Annotated in this window: 18 protein-coding genes and 2 pseudogenes; 17 read left to right on the forward strand and 3 right to left on the reverse strand. The window is 41.3% G+C overall.

Annotation, left to right across the window (positions count from 1 at the left end):
• On the forward strand, window positions 1–414 hold the full coding sequence (locus tag BLW49_RS21085) for a GNAT family N-acetyltransferase (protein WP_090726711.1): 414 nt from the start codon (window positions 1–3) through the stop codon (window positions 412–414).
• Between the two features lie 123 nt (window positions 415–537).
• Here the strand turns inward: BLW49_RS21085 and BLW49_RS29405 are convergent, their stop codons facing one another.
• Window positions 538–3246 carry an S-layer homology domain-containing protein gene (locus tag BLW49_RS29405; protein WP_090726767.1) on the reverse strand — a complete coding sequence of 903 codons (2709 nt, stop codon included), beginning with the start codon at window positions 3244–3246 and terminating at the stop codon, window positions 538–540.
• 380 nt (window positions 3247–3626) lie between these two features.
• On the opposite strand from BLW49_RS29405, the pseudogene BLW49_RS21095 reads away from it, so the two are divergent.
• The 3 genes and pseudogenes from BLW49_RS21095 to BLW49_RS21105 all read left to right on the forward strand — a co-directional run.
• A pseudogene (locus BLW49_RS21095) lies at window positions 3627–3785 on the forward strand (2-pyrone-4,6-dicarboxylate hydrolase); the annotation flags it as partial.
• Between the two features lie 58 nt (window positions 3786–3843).
• Window positions 3844–4299, forward strand: coding sequence for a GNAT family N-acetyltransferase (locus tag BLW49_RS21100; protein WP_090726713.1), 456 nt, complete (start codon window positions 3844–3846; stop codon window positions 4297–4299).
• Between the two features lie 276 nt (window positions 4300–4575).
• Window positions 4576–6132: an acetamidase/formamidase family protein gene (locus BLW49_RS21105; protein WP_090726715.1), complete on the forward strand. Its 1557-nt coding sequence runs from the start codon at window positions 4576–4578 to the stop codon at window positions 6130–6132.
• An 83-nt stretch (window positions 6133–6215) separates the two neighbouring features.
• Here the strand turns inward: BLW49_RS21105 and BLW49_RS21110 are convergent, their stop codons facing one another.
• Window positions 6216–6662, reverse strand: coding sequence for an Lrp/AsnC family transcriptional regulator (locus BLW49_RS21110; protein ID WP_090726716.1), 447 nt, complete (start codon window positions 6660–6662; stop codon window positions 6216–6218).
• A 130-nt stretch (window positions 6663–6792) separates the two neighbouring features.
• Between BLW49_RS21110 and BLW49_RS29300 the strand changes: the two are divergent.
• The 13 genes and pseudogenes from BLW49_RS29300 to BLW49_RS21170 form a co-directional block, all read left to right on the forward strand.
• Window positions 6793–6933: pseudogene (locus BLW49_RS29300) on the forward strand (pentapeptide repeat-containing protein); the annotation flags it as partial.
• A 184-nt stretch (window positions 6934–7117) separates the two neighbouring features.
• Window positions 7118–7336 carry a hypothetical protein gene (locus tag BLW49_RS21115; RefSeq protein ID WP_090726718.1) on the forward strand — a complete coding sequence of 73 codons (219 nt, stop codon included), beginning with the start codon at window positions 7118–7120 and terminating at the stop codon, window positions 7334–7336.
• A 44-nt stretch (window positions 7337–7380) separates the two neighbouring features.
• Window positions 7381–7548, forward strand: coding sequence for a hypothetical protein (locus tag BLW49_RS28910; protein ID WP_177178816.1), 168 nt, complete (start codon window positions 7381–7383; stop codon window positions 7546–7548).
• A 49-nt stretch (window positions 7549–7597) separates the two neighbouring features.
• Window positions 7598–7936 carry a hypothetical protein gene (locus BLW49_RS21125; RefSeq protein WP_090726721.1) on the forward strand — a complete coding sequence of 113 codons (339 nt, stop codon included), beginning with the start codon at window positions 7598–7600 and terminating at the stop codon, window positions 7934–7936.
• 19 nt (window positions 7937–7955) lie between these two features.
• Window positions 7956–8339: a hypothetical protein gene (locus tag BLW49_RS21130; RefSeq protein WP_090726723.1), complete on the forward strand. Its 384-nt coding sequence runs from the start codon at window positions 7956–7958 to the stop codon at window positions 8337–8339.
• Window positions 8340–8899: 560 nt separating this feature from the next.
• Window positions 8900–9775, forward strand: a complete 876-nt coding sequence (locus BLW49_RS21135) for a GNAT family N-acetyltransferase (protein ID WP_090726725.1) — start codon at window positions 8900–8902, stop codon at window positions 9773–9775.
• Complete coding sequence (locus tag BLW49_RS21140) at window positions 9762–10445, forward strand: nucleotidyltransferase domain-containing protein (RefSeq protein ID WP_218145900.1); 684 nt, start codon at window positions 9762–9764, stop codon at window positions 10443–10445. The genes BLW49_RS21135 and BLW49_RS21140 overlap by 14 nt, the downstream gene beginning before the upstream one ends.
• 125 nt (window positions 10446–10570) lie before the next feature.
• Window positions 10571–11134: a TetR/AcrR family transcriptional regulator gene (locus tag BLW49_RS21145; RefSeq protein WP_256209878.1), complete on the forward strand. Its 564-nt coding sequence runs from the start codon at window positions 10571–10573 to the stop codon at window positions 11132–11134.
• A gap of 33 nt (window positions 11135–11167) precedes the next feature.
• A complete protein-coding gene (locus tag BLW49_RS21150) occupies window positions 11168–11371 on the forward strand; it encodes a hypothetical protein (RefSeq protein ID WP_090726726.1) in 204 nt (67 codons plus the stop codon).
• A gap of 274 nt (window positions 11372–11645) precedes the next feature.
• A complete protein-coding gene (locus BLW49_RS21155; protein ID WP_090726728.1) occupies window positions 11646–12425 on the forward strand; it encodes a phosphotransferase family protein in 780 nt (259 codons plus the stop codon).
• 210 nt (window positions 12426–12635) lie between these two features.
• Window positions 12636–13262: a nucleotidyltransferase family protein gene (locus BLW49_RS21160; RefSeq protein WP_090726730.1), complete on the forward strand. Its 627-nt coding sequence runs from the start codon at window positions 12636–12638 to the stop codon at window positions 13260–13262.
• Between the two features lie 131 nt (window positions 13263–13393).
• Window positions 13394–14572, forward strand: coding sequence for a peptidylprolyl isomerase (locus tag BLW49_RS21165; RefSeq protein ID WP_090726731.1), 1179 nt, complete (start codon window positions 13394–13396; stop codon window positions 14570–14572).
• 216 nt (window positions 14573–14788) lie between these two features.
• On the forward strand, window positions 14789–15265 hold the full coding sequence (locus BLW49_RS21170) for a GNAT family N-acetyltransferase (RefSeq protein WP_076312239.1): 477 nt from the start codon (window positions 14789–14791) through the stop codon (window positions 15263–15265).
• 88 nt (window positions 15266–15353) lie between these two features.
• Here BLW49_RS21170 and BLW49_RS21175 read toward each other — a convergent pair whose 3' ends face one another.
• Window positions 15354–15647, reverse strand: coding sequence for a hypothetical protein (locus tag BLW49_RS21175; protein WP_076312238.1), 294 nt, complete (start codon window positions 15645–15647; stop codon window positions 15354–15356).
• Window positions 15648–16455: the final 808 nt, after the last annotated feature.

Raw genomic sequence — 16455 nt, forward strand, 5'->3', positions numbered from 1 at the left:
ATGAATTGCATTCTAGAAGGAAAAATAGTAACTCTTGTTCCGATGGAAGATTGCCACAAGGCAGAATTAATCAGCGTCTTGTTGTCTCCAAAGGTATGGGAATACACCTGGAGAACGATCCATACAACGGAAGAACTGGATCAGGTACTGACTGATGCATTGGCAAATAAAAATAATGGATCCCAGATTCCCTTCACCATATTGGATCAAGCGTCAGGGAAGATCATCGGAACCACCCGAGCAGGGGATCTGGATATGGCGAATAGAAATGCTGAGATTGGATGGACATGGCTATCGCCTGACTATTGGAGGACGGGTGTCAATACGGAGTGCAAATTTCTTCTGCTGCGACACTGCTTTGAGGAGCTGCATCTAATGCGCGTCCAGTTCTACGTGAGTGGACAAAATATCTGATCACAACGGTCAATTTTACGAATCGGAGCGATCAAGGAAGGTGTTTTCCGTAAGCATCGAATAAAGGCGAATACGAAAAGGGCTGAAACTAGAAACTAGTTCAGCCCTTAACCTTTCTATTTATTATTTTGCTGCAACATGAGCAATGACACGATCCTCAGTGTAAGTGACAGTCACGTCATAACCATCCGCAGTTACACGATCAAATTGACCTTTAACTCCACCTGCAGTAATTAATGTAATATCTTTAGAACCCTCAATCTTATAGCTAGATAGATCCAGATTCAGACTTCCGCCAGCCAGATACAGCATTTTGTTGACATGGATCTGACTGCTGTCATCATCCATCACCATTTCTAAGGTTCCGTTGTCCATCGTGAGGTTTCCGTTCACTTTCAATGATCCATCGGCGTTAACCTTGACCGTTCCATTCTCCACGTACAGATCGCCTTTACCAAAGGCAGTTGCCGATTCAGCTTCGAGTGTTCCTGCTTGCAGTAATGTTCCGCCGGTGTAGGTATTGTTTCCCGTCATAGTAAGGGTTCCCGATCCCTTCTTCGTAAGCATGCCCGCGCCACTGATATTATTTCTCCACCAGTCTTGTGCGTTAAAGCGTCCTTTGGAAGCGTCCATATTCACGGTTACATTCTCCAGGAACGCGCCGTACCCATCCGCAGCTGTGACGAGATCCAGTCTGCCCCAGCCGTTTGATTCGTCCAGTACAGGATAACCGGAGTCAATGGACGTCGTATACAATACTTCTCTGCGCTGTTCATCGGTTAAATAAGGCTGACGCGTTTCGAGTAAAGCTTCTGCACCTTCTGGTACTTCAGGAGCGAGGCCTTTGATTCCGGTTTGAGGCAGGCCATAAGTAAGCTTCTCTCTGTAGAAGGCTTTGTTGGCGTCATGATCTGTCCATTTTGTCTCATCGTATGCACTCTTGAAGTTATAGTCCTCTGTCACCGTATGTGCATAGTCATACAGACTCATGCCTTTTGCTGCTGCTTTCGCTCCAAATACTTCTCCTGCATTTTCATAGCCCTTCTCTAATAATTCTTTATACTCTTCTTTATTGAATGCATAGGCAGCCATGGCTGTAGCTTGAATTCTTGCACCGATTACATCAAGCGGTGAGTGCATTCCGGTTACGATCCGATTCTCCCCCATTTGAGCCGCTCGGGTCAAAAATTCAGCGTATCGTTCTGGTGTAGCGTAGGCAAAAGGCAGAACGGATAGGTACGACGCGCTTGTATGTCCGCTTGGGAAAGCACCATCTTTGCCTTGTCCATCCTCTGCTTCTCTTCTGACATAGCTCAATGCAGGGATAACCTCAACATCGGATTCATACGTTTGGAAATGTCTTTCTCCGGTTGATTTTGTACCTCCTGAAGGTAAGGGTTCATCTGTTGGTTCACCTTCGCCGAGGGTTTCCCAAACAGGAAGACCATTCTGATCGACGATTTCTTTAACCTCTCCGTTTGAATTCATTCTCCACGGTCTTGGTGAAGAGAAGAAGTATTTAGAAGGATTAGATGAAGCAGGGATTTTGAAACGAACGGCGTCTACTAAAGCGATCATATCTTCAAGCTCGTTATTTTCCCAGCTTCCGATTCCCTGGCTCTCGTCTTCTACCGTGGTTTCTGTCAAGACGACATCCATTTCATCGATGCTTCGTTCAACGCTTGTCGTTGGCTTGATGATATCCACATAAGTGTTAGCCAGCGGTCCGAAACCATCGATCATACTATAGATCTTATCTCTTTGGTCATCATAGTAGGCTGCGAGCGCTTCTTCTTTGGTACGATTTTGCGTGACTTCTTCTACATATTTAATATTGGCAACCCAGGTTGCCTTGTTTCTTATTTCGGCATTTGCATATGTTTTCTTATCTGCAACGACAGCGGCTGCATCATTTTTATAGCCGTCAAAATAAATAGTCGGCCCGTCACCATAATTCGCAACCTTGCCGTTGACCCCAGGGACAGTTAAGGCTGTTCCATTTCTCCAGGCCGGTTGGTTCAAGGACCATACTGCATCAAAACCATCCAGAATCTGAATAAAAGGATTTGTTGCAGCCGTGTTTTTGAGTGTGTCGTCGGCTGCATTTTCACCATGTCGCACGGCAGATAAAGAGGCTTCATCCGCAGGAGGGGCAACATTCAGCTGGTTTGTCGTTCCAACGGGTTTAGATGGTTTGGCACCCACTTGGGTATTCGTATCTACAGCGTTAACCAGTATTTCGACGGCTTCGGCACGCGTGATCGAATGAAGAGGTTTAAAGCTGCCATCTTCGTAACCGGATATCATTCCCGCCGCTGCCGCTGCACCTACAGCTCCTTTGCTCCAAGCTGCAATGGTGGATGAATCGCTAAAGGCATCCGCGGCATCCTCGTTATCCTCCAAATTCAGAATTCCCGCGATGATCACTGCTGCTTCTTGACGGGATAAGGAATTCTGCGGCTTCATCGTTTGATTCGAGTACCCGCTTATATATCCAGCGGCGCTGGCTGCAGCCACGGCGTCATAGTACCAGGCATCCACAGAAACATCTTTGAAGTTAATCTTGGTTTGTCCAGAATATCCAAAAGCAGCATTGACTAAATTTATAAACTCGGCTCTAGTGATGGATTTGTTCGGTTTAAAGGTGCGGTCCAAATATCCTCGAACCAATCCTTGATCGATCCAAGCTTGAATTTTGGCTTCTGCCCAGTGTCCTTTAATATCGGAGAGCTGAACCTCCGGGCTCGCTGCGAAACTTTGACCTGCTAACGACGAGCTTGCCATAGATAACATGAGAAGAAATGCGAGTGATTTTTTTGATTGTTTTTTCATAGCCTGCAACTACACGCCCCTATTCTTGATCGTTGAAATTGTTCTACATGCACCAGCAAATGATGAGAAAGTCTCCATTTCAGATGCCTGTTACGCCGTAACTTTAGCATTTTGGGGACTCCGACAGCTATAGAACAATTTCCGCATTATATCAAAATCGTACGATTTGGATGTTTTATGACTCGAAAAATAGAGAAAATCGTACTTTTGTAAAATCGACTGCAGGGATGTGTAAATTCATCGTATCGGAATGTAAAAAATCCAGGAGAGATGATTGATGCTGTTCATTGTGATGGTTATGAATTATATTAATTATATAAACGAAACTCGGTTTCGACAGGTGAAACTAGCTTTAGTTAAAGTAAAAAGTCAGGGACTACCCCGATGCGCTTATGTTCGGGACAGATTTACCATCAACGAGAACGAAGAGGCCCTATAATCATGCTGATATCGAACTGATATATCATACACTGGATGAAGAGCAGGCAGATAAGGTGCTATACAAGAATGCGATGAAATGGTACTTAGAGAGGTCATGAACGGAAATACGTTATTATAGATCGGAACACAACATATTTTTATCCAATAGGAGGTTCTATGGAATTTACAAGAGCAGCTGTGGAGCACCTTCCTGCCATCGTTCGTTTGTTAGCAGATGATGAGTTGGGAGCGACTCGAGAAAGAGCTGAAGATCCATTGCCAGAAGCCTACGTCCAAGCATTTACAAGAATGGAGCAGCAGACAGGCAATTTCATTATCGTTGCTCTGGAAGACAACCAAGTGATCGGTTGTCTTCAGCTGATCATTATTCCTGGAATTGCAAGACTAGGGATGACACGTGGTCAGATCGAGGGAGTTCGTATCGACCGTAATTATCGGGGGAAAGGCTTCGGAGAGTCTTTCATTCGGTATGCGATTCATGAGGCTGAAGCAATGGGTTGTGACATGGTTCAACTGACAACGGACAAAGAACGTAAAGGGGCTCTTAGATTCTACGAACGACTCGGATTTGTTGCGAGCCACGAAGGTTTGAAACTCTTACTTAGTAAATAGTATGAAATTGAATATAAATTAACATGAAGCAGCTGCTGAAAAGGCAGCTGCTTTTTTGCATTAAGCATCGTAAAGTCATCAATTTGAAGAGGGTTAAAACGGCGAAAGATACTCATGCCTTCTTACTTTTTTAAGATTTCGTTGTACATCGGTTAATTAAATTAAGTTTTTTTTCTGTAAAGTTTATATTGTTAATCTTTAATCCTTATGCTAAACTCAATCTCACTAACATGTTAGTAAAACTAACGCTAAATCGAATATTAAGGGGAGTTTATCATGGGGGAACGTACTTCACGTAAGGTTTGTCTGGCTGTTTCAGCTTTTCTTGTGCTGAGTTCAGTCAATTATGTAGGGTATTCTAACATTTCAGAAGCTTCATCTAAATCGGAAACACACTATTTAGCAGCAAATGCGGATAACGTTCGGTGGGGGAATATCGGGAAAGGCGACCCCGTTCTTACAGTGAACTCTGGAGATATCGTCACGGTCGAAGCCATTACTCATCACTCCGGTGATGATTATGAGCGGATGATCGAGGGCGATGCGGGAGTGGAGGACATTTTTCACTGGGACAGCGAACATAAACACATGGCAGATCGAGGCCCTGGCGTACATATCATGACTGGACCTATTGAAGTAAAGGGCGCAGAGCCCGGAGATGTGCTGGAGGTTCGTATACTAGATATGCAGCTGCGCCCTAACGGGAATGAGAAATATGCAGGTCAAACCTATGGTGTTAATGTGGCTGCGAACTGGGGTTATCTGTATGGGGAGATGATAGAAGAGCCGAAGAAACGAGAGGTTGTAACGATTTATGAGATGAGTTCGGACGGTGTAACGGATTACGCTACTGCTTTATACAACTATATGTGGACGCCTCAGACGGATCCGGATGGTAAAGTGCATCCAATCATTAAGTATCCAGGAATCGTTGTGGATCATGATACCATCGAGAAGAACTTCAATGTACTTGAAGGCGTACAGGTTCCGGTTAGGCTGCATTTTGGTACCATGGCTGTTGCTCCGAAGGAAGCAGATATCGTGGACTCGGTTCCGCCTTCCTACTATGGTGGTAACATTGATGACTGGCGTGTAACCGAAGGGGCAACGATGTATTATCCGGTTTCCGTTGAAGGCGCACTGTTAACGGTAGGCGATCCGCATGCGGGTCAGGGCGATTCAGAGCTTAACGGCACGGCAATTGAGACATCGGTGACAGGGGATATTCAGCTTATCCTTCATAAGAAAGATCAGCTTAGTCCTAAGCTCAGCGAGCTTAACTACCCACTTCTCGAAAATGAAAACGAATGGGTTGTTCATGGCTTCAGCTATGCAAACTATTTAGAAGAGCTTGGAGCAAATGCCCAGGAGGATATTTATAACCAATCGTCCCTTGATAAAGCGATGAAAGATGCCGCATTCAAGACAAAATCCTTCTTAATGAAGGGCATGAATCTAACGGAGGATGAAGCCTATTCCCTAATGTCCATTTCCTCCGATTTTGGAATCACTCAAGTGGTTGACGGCAATTGGGGCGTGCACGCAGTCATTAACAAAGGACAGTTCGGTGATGCGGAGCAAAAGACAGTGGGGCTAAGAAACAGCTTCGAGAGCTTCGGCGCAAAGGTAGGCTGGGAGCCAGGGACAGAAACGATCACGATTCAATATCATGGCAACACGCTATCCTTGAGAGTGGGGGAGCCAACCGGAACGTACAATGGCAAGAAGCTTAAATTAACGGCGAAGGTAGAGCTGTCAGATAGCCATACAGCGGTGGTTAGCGAATATTTTGCCGAGTTCTACAAGTCTAAGTTATCCAAGACCAATCATTAAATCATAGCCTGCTAGCAGAAAAGAGAGAATCTCAGGACCTTGCTAGGTCTCTAGGTTCTCTCTCTTGTCCATTGGACGATATCTTATATATTTAAGCCGTCCTGATTTTTGTGGCGCTTCAGCAGTATTTGGTTCTCTACTCGTAGAATCCCTGTCAGCGCATAAATCGATTTATGCATAAACCGCTCCATCTGCTCCATATCCTCGACCAAAATATGAACATGAAGCAAACAGGCGCCTGTCATTTCATATAATACAGCAACTTGTTCATTCGCTTTCAGTTCTTCGACAATCGTATTCAAATGGGCGGGCTCCACTTCTAGCTCCAGATAGGCAGATATTTTCTTGCCCAATTTTTCAGCGTTTACGACGATTGAGAACTGTTCAATGATGCCTTGGTTAACAAGCTTGTCAATTCGTTCCTTCACCGCAACCCCTGACAGTCCAACCTCCTTGGCCAAATCGGTGTAAGAGATCCTGCTGTTCTGGGCTAGGCGCTGCAAGATATGGTTATCAATTGAATCTAGCATGGTTTCACCTCTTAGTCGCTATTGTACCAGATTGGACAAGATATAAACCATTACGGTAACGGATTTATCTAGAATTCGGATGTATAGGTGCGATCCAGTGTTGTTCAATCATCGATATATTTTTCACCCTGACTTATCAGGAGCGGATCTTACGGGATGTATTTTTCTTGCTCAAGCACAGGTCAATTCAGCCAAAGGTAATCAACATACCCAATTACCTCGTTATTTAAAACACCCTGCTCATTGGTCATTTGCAGATGGAGAATCCTAAGGCATAAATTTGATATTTCAAACTAAAGTTTCAGATAGGAGATGAGATTGACACGGTGACCCTATTCTATTATGTTGCAGCAAGCCATGAGCTTCCTATAGGCTCGTTCGGACAGAAAAAACAGTGATGACGATTCATGATTACATAACGAATGTGAAACCCTGCCGCTAAGGAGCAACGCGGTATGCAATTACTGCTGGAGAAATACCCAAGAGGAGATAAACTTATGGATATCTATGATACAGAAGAGGATGCAGCAGGATTATATATAACGGGTCCCATAACCAGAGAAGAATCATCGCATCCTTTCCGACATCCATTTGTTTATCAAGTGTATCCAGAAGAAGGTTCCTTTGAGATCAATGACGAAATTAAACATGCTCCCCCATGTTATATCATGTAAACAAAAAGTGCGTGGTAGAGCTTTTCAAATATTTAAGCTCCAATATGGAAATTGGTGAGGACGTAGAGCTGTATTGCTGCTGGGCGCACGGACAGAAGAGGTTTGCGGATGCTCCAAAAAAAGAACTCGATCTCGTGATCGATCTATCCACATTTCATTTGGGGAATGAGTTCGAGTGGAAAGAACGTCAGCATATCCATGTTAACAAGTGAACTTCTATAAGAGGAAACTTTTAACTATGAATAAGGAGGCAAATATATCATGGTCAATGACATATACCAAAAATCTGCTCCTTCTTTTTTTAAGAAGAGTCTCGTTCAGTCATCATTATCAGTTTTGATCCCAGTGATCATCGGAGTTATATACGGTTTTATGATAAATGATGAGACTACACGTGGATATATAAACCAAGCATTACCGAGTCAAGCTGGACCTGATCTTCATCAATATTTGCCCCTTGTGATTGCTGTGTTCGTATACTCCTATTTTATTCAAAAAAAGCAAAGAAATCTTCTAAAAAAAACGATATTGATTTGGCTTCATATTTTCATCGCAGTCCTAAGCTTTATTTTTTCTCTTTTCTTTTTGCTAATGTTGTAATCACTAGGAGGAATATCTCTTGAAAATTAGAATGCAAGAAGCGGAAGAACTGTTACTCGTTTATATCTATTTCTATGAGCAAGAAGGATACATGCTTAATAATGGAGGAGAGTCATATAAAGAGTGCTACTTATTGTTAGATGAAGTTAACGACTGGATAGGTATATCACTAGAAAGCGAAAATATGATCAAGGATCACATCGAAATACATAATGGATTTATAAACTTTGCTGATAATGAATGGACAATTCTTTTTGGGAAAGGTCTTCAAATCCACAATAAAGTGAAATATGAATGCATTACAGATTTGCACGATCGTTTTTATAGAGGAATTGAGTTGATTCTGGTGAAAAGTATTGTTCCAAACATTAGTCATGCATCAAATTTATTGAGAATCAGTTAGTTGTAACTCATCATCAGGCACAAAATGAGCTCCAATTAAAAACATCTGTGGAGGGAAACTTGTGGAAGTCAGACAAATGGCAACAGCATTCTTGATATATCAAGAGCATGTATTGATGATGAGGAAGGCTAACAGTAAAATTTTTAACTTTGAATTTTGGGGTGGTATCAGGTTACCCTTTTTATATATACATGTAACAGAGAAAAGATGATCTGGGAGCAGACTGCCGCGGCAGCTGTTCCCTTTTTTAATGTAGTAGGAAAGGCATACAGCTGTACATATGGTTCTCTTATACAAAGAGAAGTAAAGATCATCTATTCTGAGATCCGTAATAAACAATCGCTTAGTACAAATAAAGAATATTGCATTTACTTATGGAATGAGCAAGTGAAATGACGTTATAACGTCACTCTAACGGGAAATACTAATTAATATACTAGACTAAAACCTCCTGATAGATGCTAACTAGATTTAACAGCTCTTTTTGGTGAACATAGCGCAAGAATAATTAAAACTGCGGAACGGATGCTTGCTACTATTTTAGGAGGGAGAGTGAGGCTTTGAACACATCGAATCTTATTATAACTACGATTAATTATATAGAAGATCACTTGACTGAAAAATTGAATTTGGATGTAATTGCAAACGCCTTGCATTATTCGAAATACTATTTGCATCGGATATTTTCAAAGAGGGTTGGTATGACTATCCATGAATATGTGCAGCGACGACAATTAACGGAAGCGGCAAAGTTACTTGCCTTTTCGAATAAACCCATTCTGGATATTGCAATACTAGCGGGCTACGATAGTCAGCAGGCTTTCACTACTATTTTTAAAGCGATGTATAAGAAAACGCCGCTTCAATTTAGAGAAGACGAACAATATTATGCGCTACAGTTAAGATTCAGATTCGATGATGAATATTTTCGGGAAGAAAGCAAAAAAGAAGCGGAATTCGGAAAGAAAATTAGATTTGCATCTGAGAAAGATGTTGATGCTTGGATGAACTTGGTCCGCCTTGTTATTGATGGTTACCCTTACCTTTATGAGGAAGAGCATATGAAGGTGTTGCGTAAGTGCATTGCAGAAGGACGAGCCTTTATCATGACAGAGGGCGATACTGTTATTGGAAATATGATGATTTCTTACGCGAGGGAAAGCATCGATTTCTTGGGAGTTCATCCTTTATACCGCAAGCAGGGGATTGCCAAATTATTTATGGAAGTGGTTATTAGTGAATGGTTAAAGATCAATATTATTAGCATAACTACATTCCGAGAAGGAGATAAAGCAGATACCGGTTATCGGAAAGCATTGAAAGAGCTAGGATTTGCAGAAGCTGAATTGTTGACCGAATTCGGTTATCCGACGCAGCGAATGGTTTTACACAGTAAACAACTTGAAAGGGGATATAATAACGATGATTCATATTGAAAACTGGATGGAGTTATATTCGAATACGGTTAGGAGGGTGTTTCGTGATAGAGTAATATTTATTGGTCTGCAAGGCAGCTATGGACGAGGAGAAGCCAATGAGAACAGCGATATAGACGTGGTTCTGATTTTGGATAGGGTAAAGCTGGAGGATTTGAAACAGTACAATTCAGCTATCCAGAGTTTGTCTAATCGAGAGAAAATTTGCGGCTTCGTATCCGGTGTAAATGAAATTGCTGGATGGGCAAAATACGATTTGTTTCAGTTCTATCACGATACGATCTCTTATCACGGCAACTTGAATAAAATGATTCCTCCAATTGAGCATACTGATATCCGGCATGCGGTTTTAAACGGTGCCTGCAATCTCTATCATATGTGCAGCCACAATTATTTGCATAGCGCAGATATGCAGGCACTTGCCGGGCTTTACAAAGCAGCTGTTTTTACACTACAGGCAAAGCATTATTATGAAACAGGGAGTTACATTAAGCAGAGAACAGAGATGTATGACGTGCTTGTCGATCAGGATCGTCGTATCCTTCAGATTTCAGAACAGTTTAAATCCGGCAGCTTCAGCGAAGATCAGTTTGAACAGTTTACGGACGAAATGTTGAATTGGACAAGTGGATTGATTACGACTCTTTCAAAATACGTACCTGCCAATTGAAAACAGCTGTAACAGGGCTGAAGCAAATAGCTATTGATCAATTAGTACGATCGTGCTAATATTTGATCATGAGTACTAAATCTAATGAAAAGACGTTTATTGAAAAAGCGCGAAGAGCGCAAATCATGGATATCGCTATTGAGACGATATGGGATCTAGGGTATGCACAGGCTTCGATCGGACAAATTGCTAAACGGGCTGGGATTAGTAAGGGGGTCGTTACGTATCATTTTTCCAGCAAGGATGAACTAATGCAAAATATTGTAGTGGATTTATACATGAAGGGAGCCTCGTTTTTGTCAAAAATCGAAAATGAATCCACTCCGTCTTCTATGCTGAAGTGCTATATCGAAACAAATCTAGAATTTATTCATGCGCATAAGGAACAGGTGGCTGCTGTCGCTGAAATTGTGATGAATGTTAGAGATGAAGAAGGGAAGCTGTTTTTTCATAAACCAGGAGATAATGCGATATATGAGCCACTTATTGAAATTCTACAATGGGGCCAAGAGGACGGAAGTTTCCGGACTTTTACGTCTACAGGCACTAGAGTGTTAGCTATGACGATTAGAAGTGCAATTGATCTCGCAAGTCAGCAGCTCGTAACGAACCCTGATTTTGATATCACTGAATATTCTAAAGAGCTGATCCAATTATTTGAATCCACAACACGTCAGACTCATTCCTAGGTAAAAAAAGTATAAAATTATGGAGTTGATCTCTTGAAAACATTTCAATTAATCCTTGCTGTTGTTTTTTTCGGTTTAGGAGTTCGTGGAATTATTACGGGTCTTGTTCACGGTGCAGCAGATTCATTTTTACTTTATACAAATTTGCAGGATAACCTCGAAATGTATGCCAATATTTTATTCATTATCATTAGCTTTTGTATCCTGGGTCTTTCGCGAAACAAAAAGAAGGCTTGAGGGTAAAAATTTAGTGCTGTATATATTCTTCCGATTACGTGAGAGAAATTGAATGGCTAATGGGAACGTAAATTCAACTTAGCATGGAGTAGCTAGCCGATGGGCAGCTGCTCCTTTTTCATTACATTGTAGATTGAAAAGAGGACTTATAATTCTACAAAGAGCTTTACAGTATTATATTTCGGTAATAAATTAGATACATATCAAATTATAATATTGTATAATTAGCTGAACAAGTCCGAAGCCATGTCAAATAAGCAAAAGGAGATAACCCATGAATATAGAGGATATTCCTGCTCAGCTTGTAGATCTAATCGGTGAGATTCGCAGCATCTCATATCCAAAGCAGGGTCATACTTCACTTGTCGTGAAGATCGAAACGCGTGATCACCAGTTCGTGATTAAGAAGACAGAGCATGACTTATTTAACGAATGGTTATCAGATGAATATGCAGCGATGCAATATCTTTCGACTACGGGTCTGCTTGTTCCAAGCACGTATGCTTTCCATGTGGAAGGCAATTCAAGATGGCTGCTCATGGATTACATAGATGGAATAAGCTTGAGACATTTCTTGAGCGATCAACCTAACCACAGGGATCGAGAAGAAGTGGTGTCTCAATATGGTGCATGCCTAAGGAGAATTCATGAATGTCCATGTCCTGGACCATTACATAAGAATGATCCGCCCTGGATCGATTCGATGCTTATGAAAGCCAGATACAATCTAGCTAATTATAATATAGATGGAACAGAAGAACTGCTCATGCGACTAGATAGGAACAGACCACTACCGATAAAGAATACGCTGATTCATGGTGACTTCCATACGAATAATGTATTAATTAAAAACAATAAGGTATGCGGCATTATCGATTGGCCCAGAGCAGGCTATGGTGATCCACGATTTGATATGGCACTCGCGATTCGTCCGAAGCAGGGAGTATTTGATCAAGCGAGGGATAAGGAAATCTTTTTGGAGTCCTATGGCAGGTTAAGGATAACGGAGGAAGAATACGCGTATTTTCAAGAAGGGATATATCGGTTTTTCTAACAAGAGAGCATTAATGGAGTACAGGCGCTACTGAGTATTACTATAGAGATTTGCTTTTTCGTCAGTGCAAAATTTCCTTATCATGATATATGGAACTACAAATTTACTGAACCTTCTGATATGTTTATTGCATAAAATGTATAAGCTTGTACCAAGTTCTATATAGAATGCTCATGATTCTTAACTCAAGAAAGGGAAGGTGTATATTCGATGACTGCGCCAGCACAGCTTATGAACGTTATTGAATTGATCGCTAGAGCATTAAATGAGGAGGGTGTCCGATATGTATTTGCGGGTTCACTCAGCTCTTTTATCCAAGGATGCAAAATTACGCCTGGAGATATTGATATTCTTGTATCCAAGCCAGAAGATGTCCATAACATTGGAAAGATTTTTGAAGAGTTTCTTACTAAGGATGAGAGCTTAGATGAATTAAACACATCAATGGAGGACTGGTACTCATCGGCTTCTACTCCTACTAGGACGTTTACCGATTTTTCGAAAAACCATTGGACCTTTGCCCGCCTTGTCGTGCATGGAATTGTGTTTGAAGCTGCATGCATTCAGCCACCAGAACATATTGAGTACATCCATGGCTCAGGCTTCTGGGAAAATGGACCGCATGTATGGGAACACATCGTTTCACTCCCTTATAAGGATATGATGCTGCCCGTCATTCCATTGGAGATCCAGCTAGAAACCAATATGAGCCGAAATATAGAGGAAAGAATCAACAAAATTATTAGTATATTTCAAACGGAGGGTTATAACGAACAATTAGTTGACTATGCTTTAAATGAGAAAAACAGATTGAGACTAAAGGAAATTTTGGCGTGAAAATAGTACATATTATGGTATCAGAGTCGAATCTATAGATTTTTTATGTTATTTTAATGTTTTATTTTTGAAATCCTTTATATTTAATAAAAGGTCATGATATGGAAAGACACGAAGGGAGTTTTAGTTTAATGGATAACAACAAACCATCGCGTTTCGACAACGAGGAAGAGAAACAGAATTCTTTGCAAGAAGAGAAAGAAATACAGCAAGGAAGTGAGCCTGCTGGGGAATCCGAATCACAGCTGGAATCGTCTGAGGCACAGCCGGTAACAGAGGTGGAAGGACAGCCGGAAGCAGCTACAGCCCCAGAGATGCAAAAGGATCAGGCAGAGAACGAAGAGCAGCCAGCAGCCAAAGGGAAGAATAGTGTAGTCTGGATGGTGATATCTGGAGTTCTTGCAGCTGCGCTCATTATCGTCCTTATATATCCTCCGTTTGGAGGCGGTAAGGAAGCTGTTGCATCTGTGAATGGGACAGACATTTCCAAGGACGAGCTGTATAACGAACTTGTGACACTTGGCGGACAATCCACGTTGGAGAATATGATTACGATGGAGCTTGTGGATCAGGCAGCGTCTGAGGCTAACGTGACGGTAACAGAAGAGGACGTGAATGCCGAGCTTGAAACGTTGAAGACGCAATATGGCGGTGAAGAAGCATTTAACTCGGCACTTGCTCAATCTGGAATGACACTTGACGCTCTTAAGAAAAATATGGATCTTCAAGTGAAAATGCGTAAAATTCTAGAGCCGCAAACCGAAGTAACCGATGAGCAGATCAGCACTTACTATGAGGAGAACAAGGCGTCCTTTGCTACACCAGAGCAAGTGAAAGCTTCTCATATTCTCGTTAAAACTAAAGAAGAAGCAGATGCGATCAAGAAAGAGCTGGATGGTGGAGCAGACTTTGCAACACTGGCAAAGGAGAAATCCACAGATACGGCTTCCGCAGCAAATGGCGGCGATCTCGGGTTCTTTGGTGAAGCAGATATGGTAGAGCCATTCTCGAAAGCAGCTTTTTCCATGGAGATTGATGAAATCAGTGATCCGGTGAAGTCGGATTATGGTTACCACATCATCATGAAGACAGATCATAAAGAAGCGACGAATCCAACACTGGAGGACAAGAAAGAAGAAATTCGCAAAATATTGGTGGATCAACAAATTGGTGAGCTTAGCTCCACTTGGATGACTGACCTGCGTTCCAATGCCGAAATTTCAAATACACTTACGCCAGCAGAGGAAAGTACAGATGCAGATGCGGCTACGGATTCCACTGAAGATACAGGAGCAACAACAAACGAATAATCGGTAACGATGGGTTACATGAAAAAATAAGCAGCCGATGCAATGAACTTCAGTTCAATTGCATCGGCTGCTTTTTTCTACTCCAAAAATGACACGGATACATAATAGGATACAAAAAAATAATATATAAGTCTATTACTTTTTTTGAAGATTTTGTATATTTATTCATGCGACCGCGGCGCAGCAAATTTACCGAATGGAAGGAAGAGTTATTACATGATTACGCTCAGAAAAATTACACTGGAAAACCGACGTGAAATCTTCAATCTGGAGGTAACAGAGGATCAGCGCCGCTATGTAGCCTCCAACCTGTCTAGTGTGGCTTCGTGTTATGTGCTGGCTACGAATGGAGGGCATCCATTTCCTTTTGCCATTTACGCGGATGAACTGCCGGTTGGTTTTGTATTGATCACTTATCAGATAACGGGGTACGAGCTCCCGAGTATTGCAGATGACAGCTACTGTATCCTGAGATTGATGATGGACACGCGATATCAGAACCAAGGTTATGGCCGTGAAGCGATGAGTCGAATTCTTGCATTTATCCGTACCCGCCCGGCAGGACCTGCACGATATTGCTGGATCTCTTATAAGGCGGAGAACACGGCAGCGAAAAAGCTCTACGAAAGGGCCGGCTTCCGCGATAACGGTGAAGTCGTGGAAGGGGAACAGGTTACCGTATTGGAGCTCTAATTGTCATTATAAAAAGAAGTCAGCTGATCATACCGATCAGCTGACTTTTTAAATTAATAGATAGGAAACGATGTCATCGCCTATTAGGTTAGAGAGAAGGTTCAATCTTAATTAATTTTGAGCCCCATAATGGATGATTCGTAAACCCTATGTAATAATAATTTCCTTCTATAAGTAAATTTCGAACCATTTCATGAGTTTTAATATCGACTCGGGTTATAGAATCGCCCATCAGAACTTGGATGGTATGATCATCAATGGACTGCAAAGTGACAATGGCGCTAGTCGTACTCTTATATAAGAATAAATAATAACAAATAGCTAGCACACTAGCTACAACACCAACATAGCGAAGCCTTGATTTTATTGTTGGTAAATACATTAGTAAATCCTCCAGTAAATTCTCCAGTCTAAACAATGATGTAAATTTCAAGTACAGCGTTATAGCATCTTCAATTATGATCTAATTAGGGGTTGTAATTAAAAATTTGATTATATATTGTGATTACAAAAACCATTAACATAATACAATGCGACCCAATAAAGTAAAGTTTTTTGTTATTGAAAATACCTTTATTGTGTAATTTTCGAAGTATGATTGCAGTAATAATATTGATCACTATAAAAGCAACTATTAATGCAAAAATAGGCAAAACCAATAAACCCATCTGATCTTCATAAGTTAAGTGACCAGGCGATTGCGAACTAGCATAGCTTCTCGATAATTGAGTATTTATATTTGAAGCTGTTACTCCTAACCAGGTCAAAGCTGCACTTAGGACCAAATGTAGAAACATAATGAGATACACTTAGCCTTCACCTCTGTACCAATAAGTGATTTGAATTACAAGCTGCTGTTAAATAAAACTTAAATGAATATAATATAATACCAATTATTATGCAATATTGTTTATATAGATAAATTTAAAATGTCATATAACAATACGAAAGTAAGATTCATTTGTTGCTGTCCTTTTAAAGCAATGATGATCACGATGGACATATTTGGAAGATAGTAAGCATCCGAATACCAACTTTAAAAAACAAGGCAGCCGTAACGGCTGCCTTGTTTTAATGCATATATTCACCATTTATCCTGAATTTCGAAAGTACGACTCTTTGAAAACGTGAAAAGGGCTCCAAATCTTTGGTAGAATGGTGTTTGTCCAATACAACATCACCCAAAGAGA

Origin of the sequence: Paenibacillus sp. PDC88, from assembly GCF_900106725.1 — a bacterium.
Taxonomy (GTDB): Bacteria; Bacillota; Bacilli; order Paenibacillales; family Paenibacillaceae; genus Paenibacillus; species Paenibacillus shunpengii.

Coding starts and splice junctions, on each gene's coding strand:
- BLW49_RS21085 (WP_090726711.1), top strand. CDS start 1: ATGAATTGCATTCTAGAAGGAAAAATAGTAACTCTTGTTCCGATGGAA.
- BLW49_RS29405 (WP_090726767.1), bottom strand. CDS start 3,246: ATGAAAAAACAATCAAAAAAATCACTCGCATTTCTTCTCATGTTATCT.
- BLW49_RS21100 (WP_090726713.1), top strand. CDS start 3,844: ATGGAATTTACAAGAGCAGCTGTGGAGCACCTTCCTGCCATCGTTCGT.
- BLW49_RS21105 (WP_090726715.1), top strand. CDS start 4,576: ATGGGGGAACGTACTTCACGTAAGGTTTGTCTGGCTGTTTCAGCTTTT.
- BLW49_RS21110 (WP_090726716.1), bottom strand. CDS start 6,662: ATGCTAGATTCAATTGATAACCATATCTTGCAGCGCCTAGCCCAGAAC.
- BLW49_RS21115 (WP_090726718.1), top strand. CDS start 7,118: ATGCAATTACTGCTGGAGAAATACCCAAGAGGAGATAAACTTATGGAT.
- BLW49_RS28910 (WP_177178816.1), top strand. CDS start 7,381: ATGGAAATTGGTGAGGACGTAGAGCTGTATTGCTGCTGGGCGCACGGA.
- BLW49_RS21125 (WP_090726721.1), top strand. CDS start 7,598: ATGGTCAATGACATATACCAAAAATCTGCTCCTTCTTTTTTTAAGAAG.
- BLW49_RS21140 (WP_218145900.1), top strand. CDS start 9,762: ATGATTCATATTGAAAACTGGATGGAGTTATATTCGAATACGGTTAGG.
- BLW49_RS21145 (WP_256209878.1), top strand. CDS start 10,571: ATGGATATCGCTATTGAGACGATATGGGATCTAGGGTATGCACAGGCT.
- BLW49_RS21155 (WP_090726728.1), top strand. CDS start 11,646: ATGAATATAGAGGATATTCCTGCTCAGCTTGTAGATCTAATCGGTGAG.
- BLW49_RS21160 (WP_090726730.1), top strand. CDS start 12,636: ATGACTGCGCCAGCACAGCTTATGAACGTTATTGAATTGATCGCTAGA.
- BLW49_RS21165 (WP_090726731.1), top strand. CDS start 13,394: ATGGATAACAACAAACCATCGCGTTTCGACAACGAGGAAGAGAAACAG.
- BLW49_RS21170 (WP_076312239.1), top strand. CDS start 14,789: ATGATTACGCTCAGAAAAATTACACTGGAAAACCGACGTGAAATCTTC.
- BLW49_RS21175 (WP_076312238.1), bottom strand. CDS start 15,647: ATGTATTTACCAACAATAAAATCAAGGCTTCGCTATGTTGGTGTTGTA.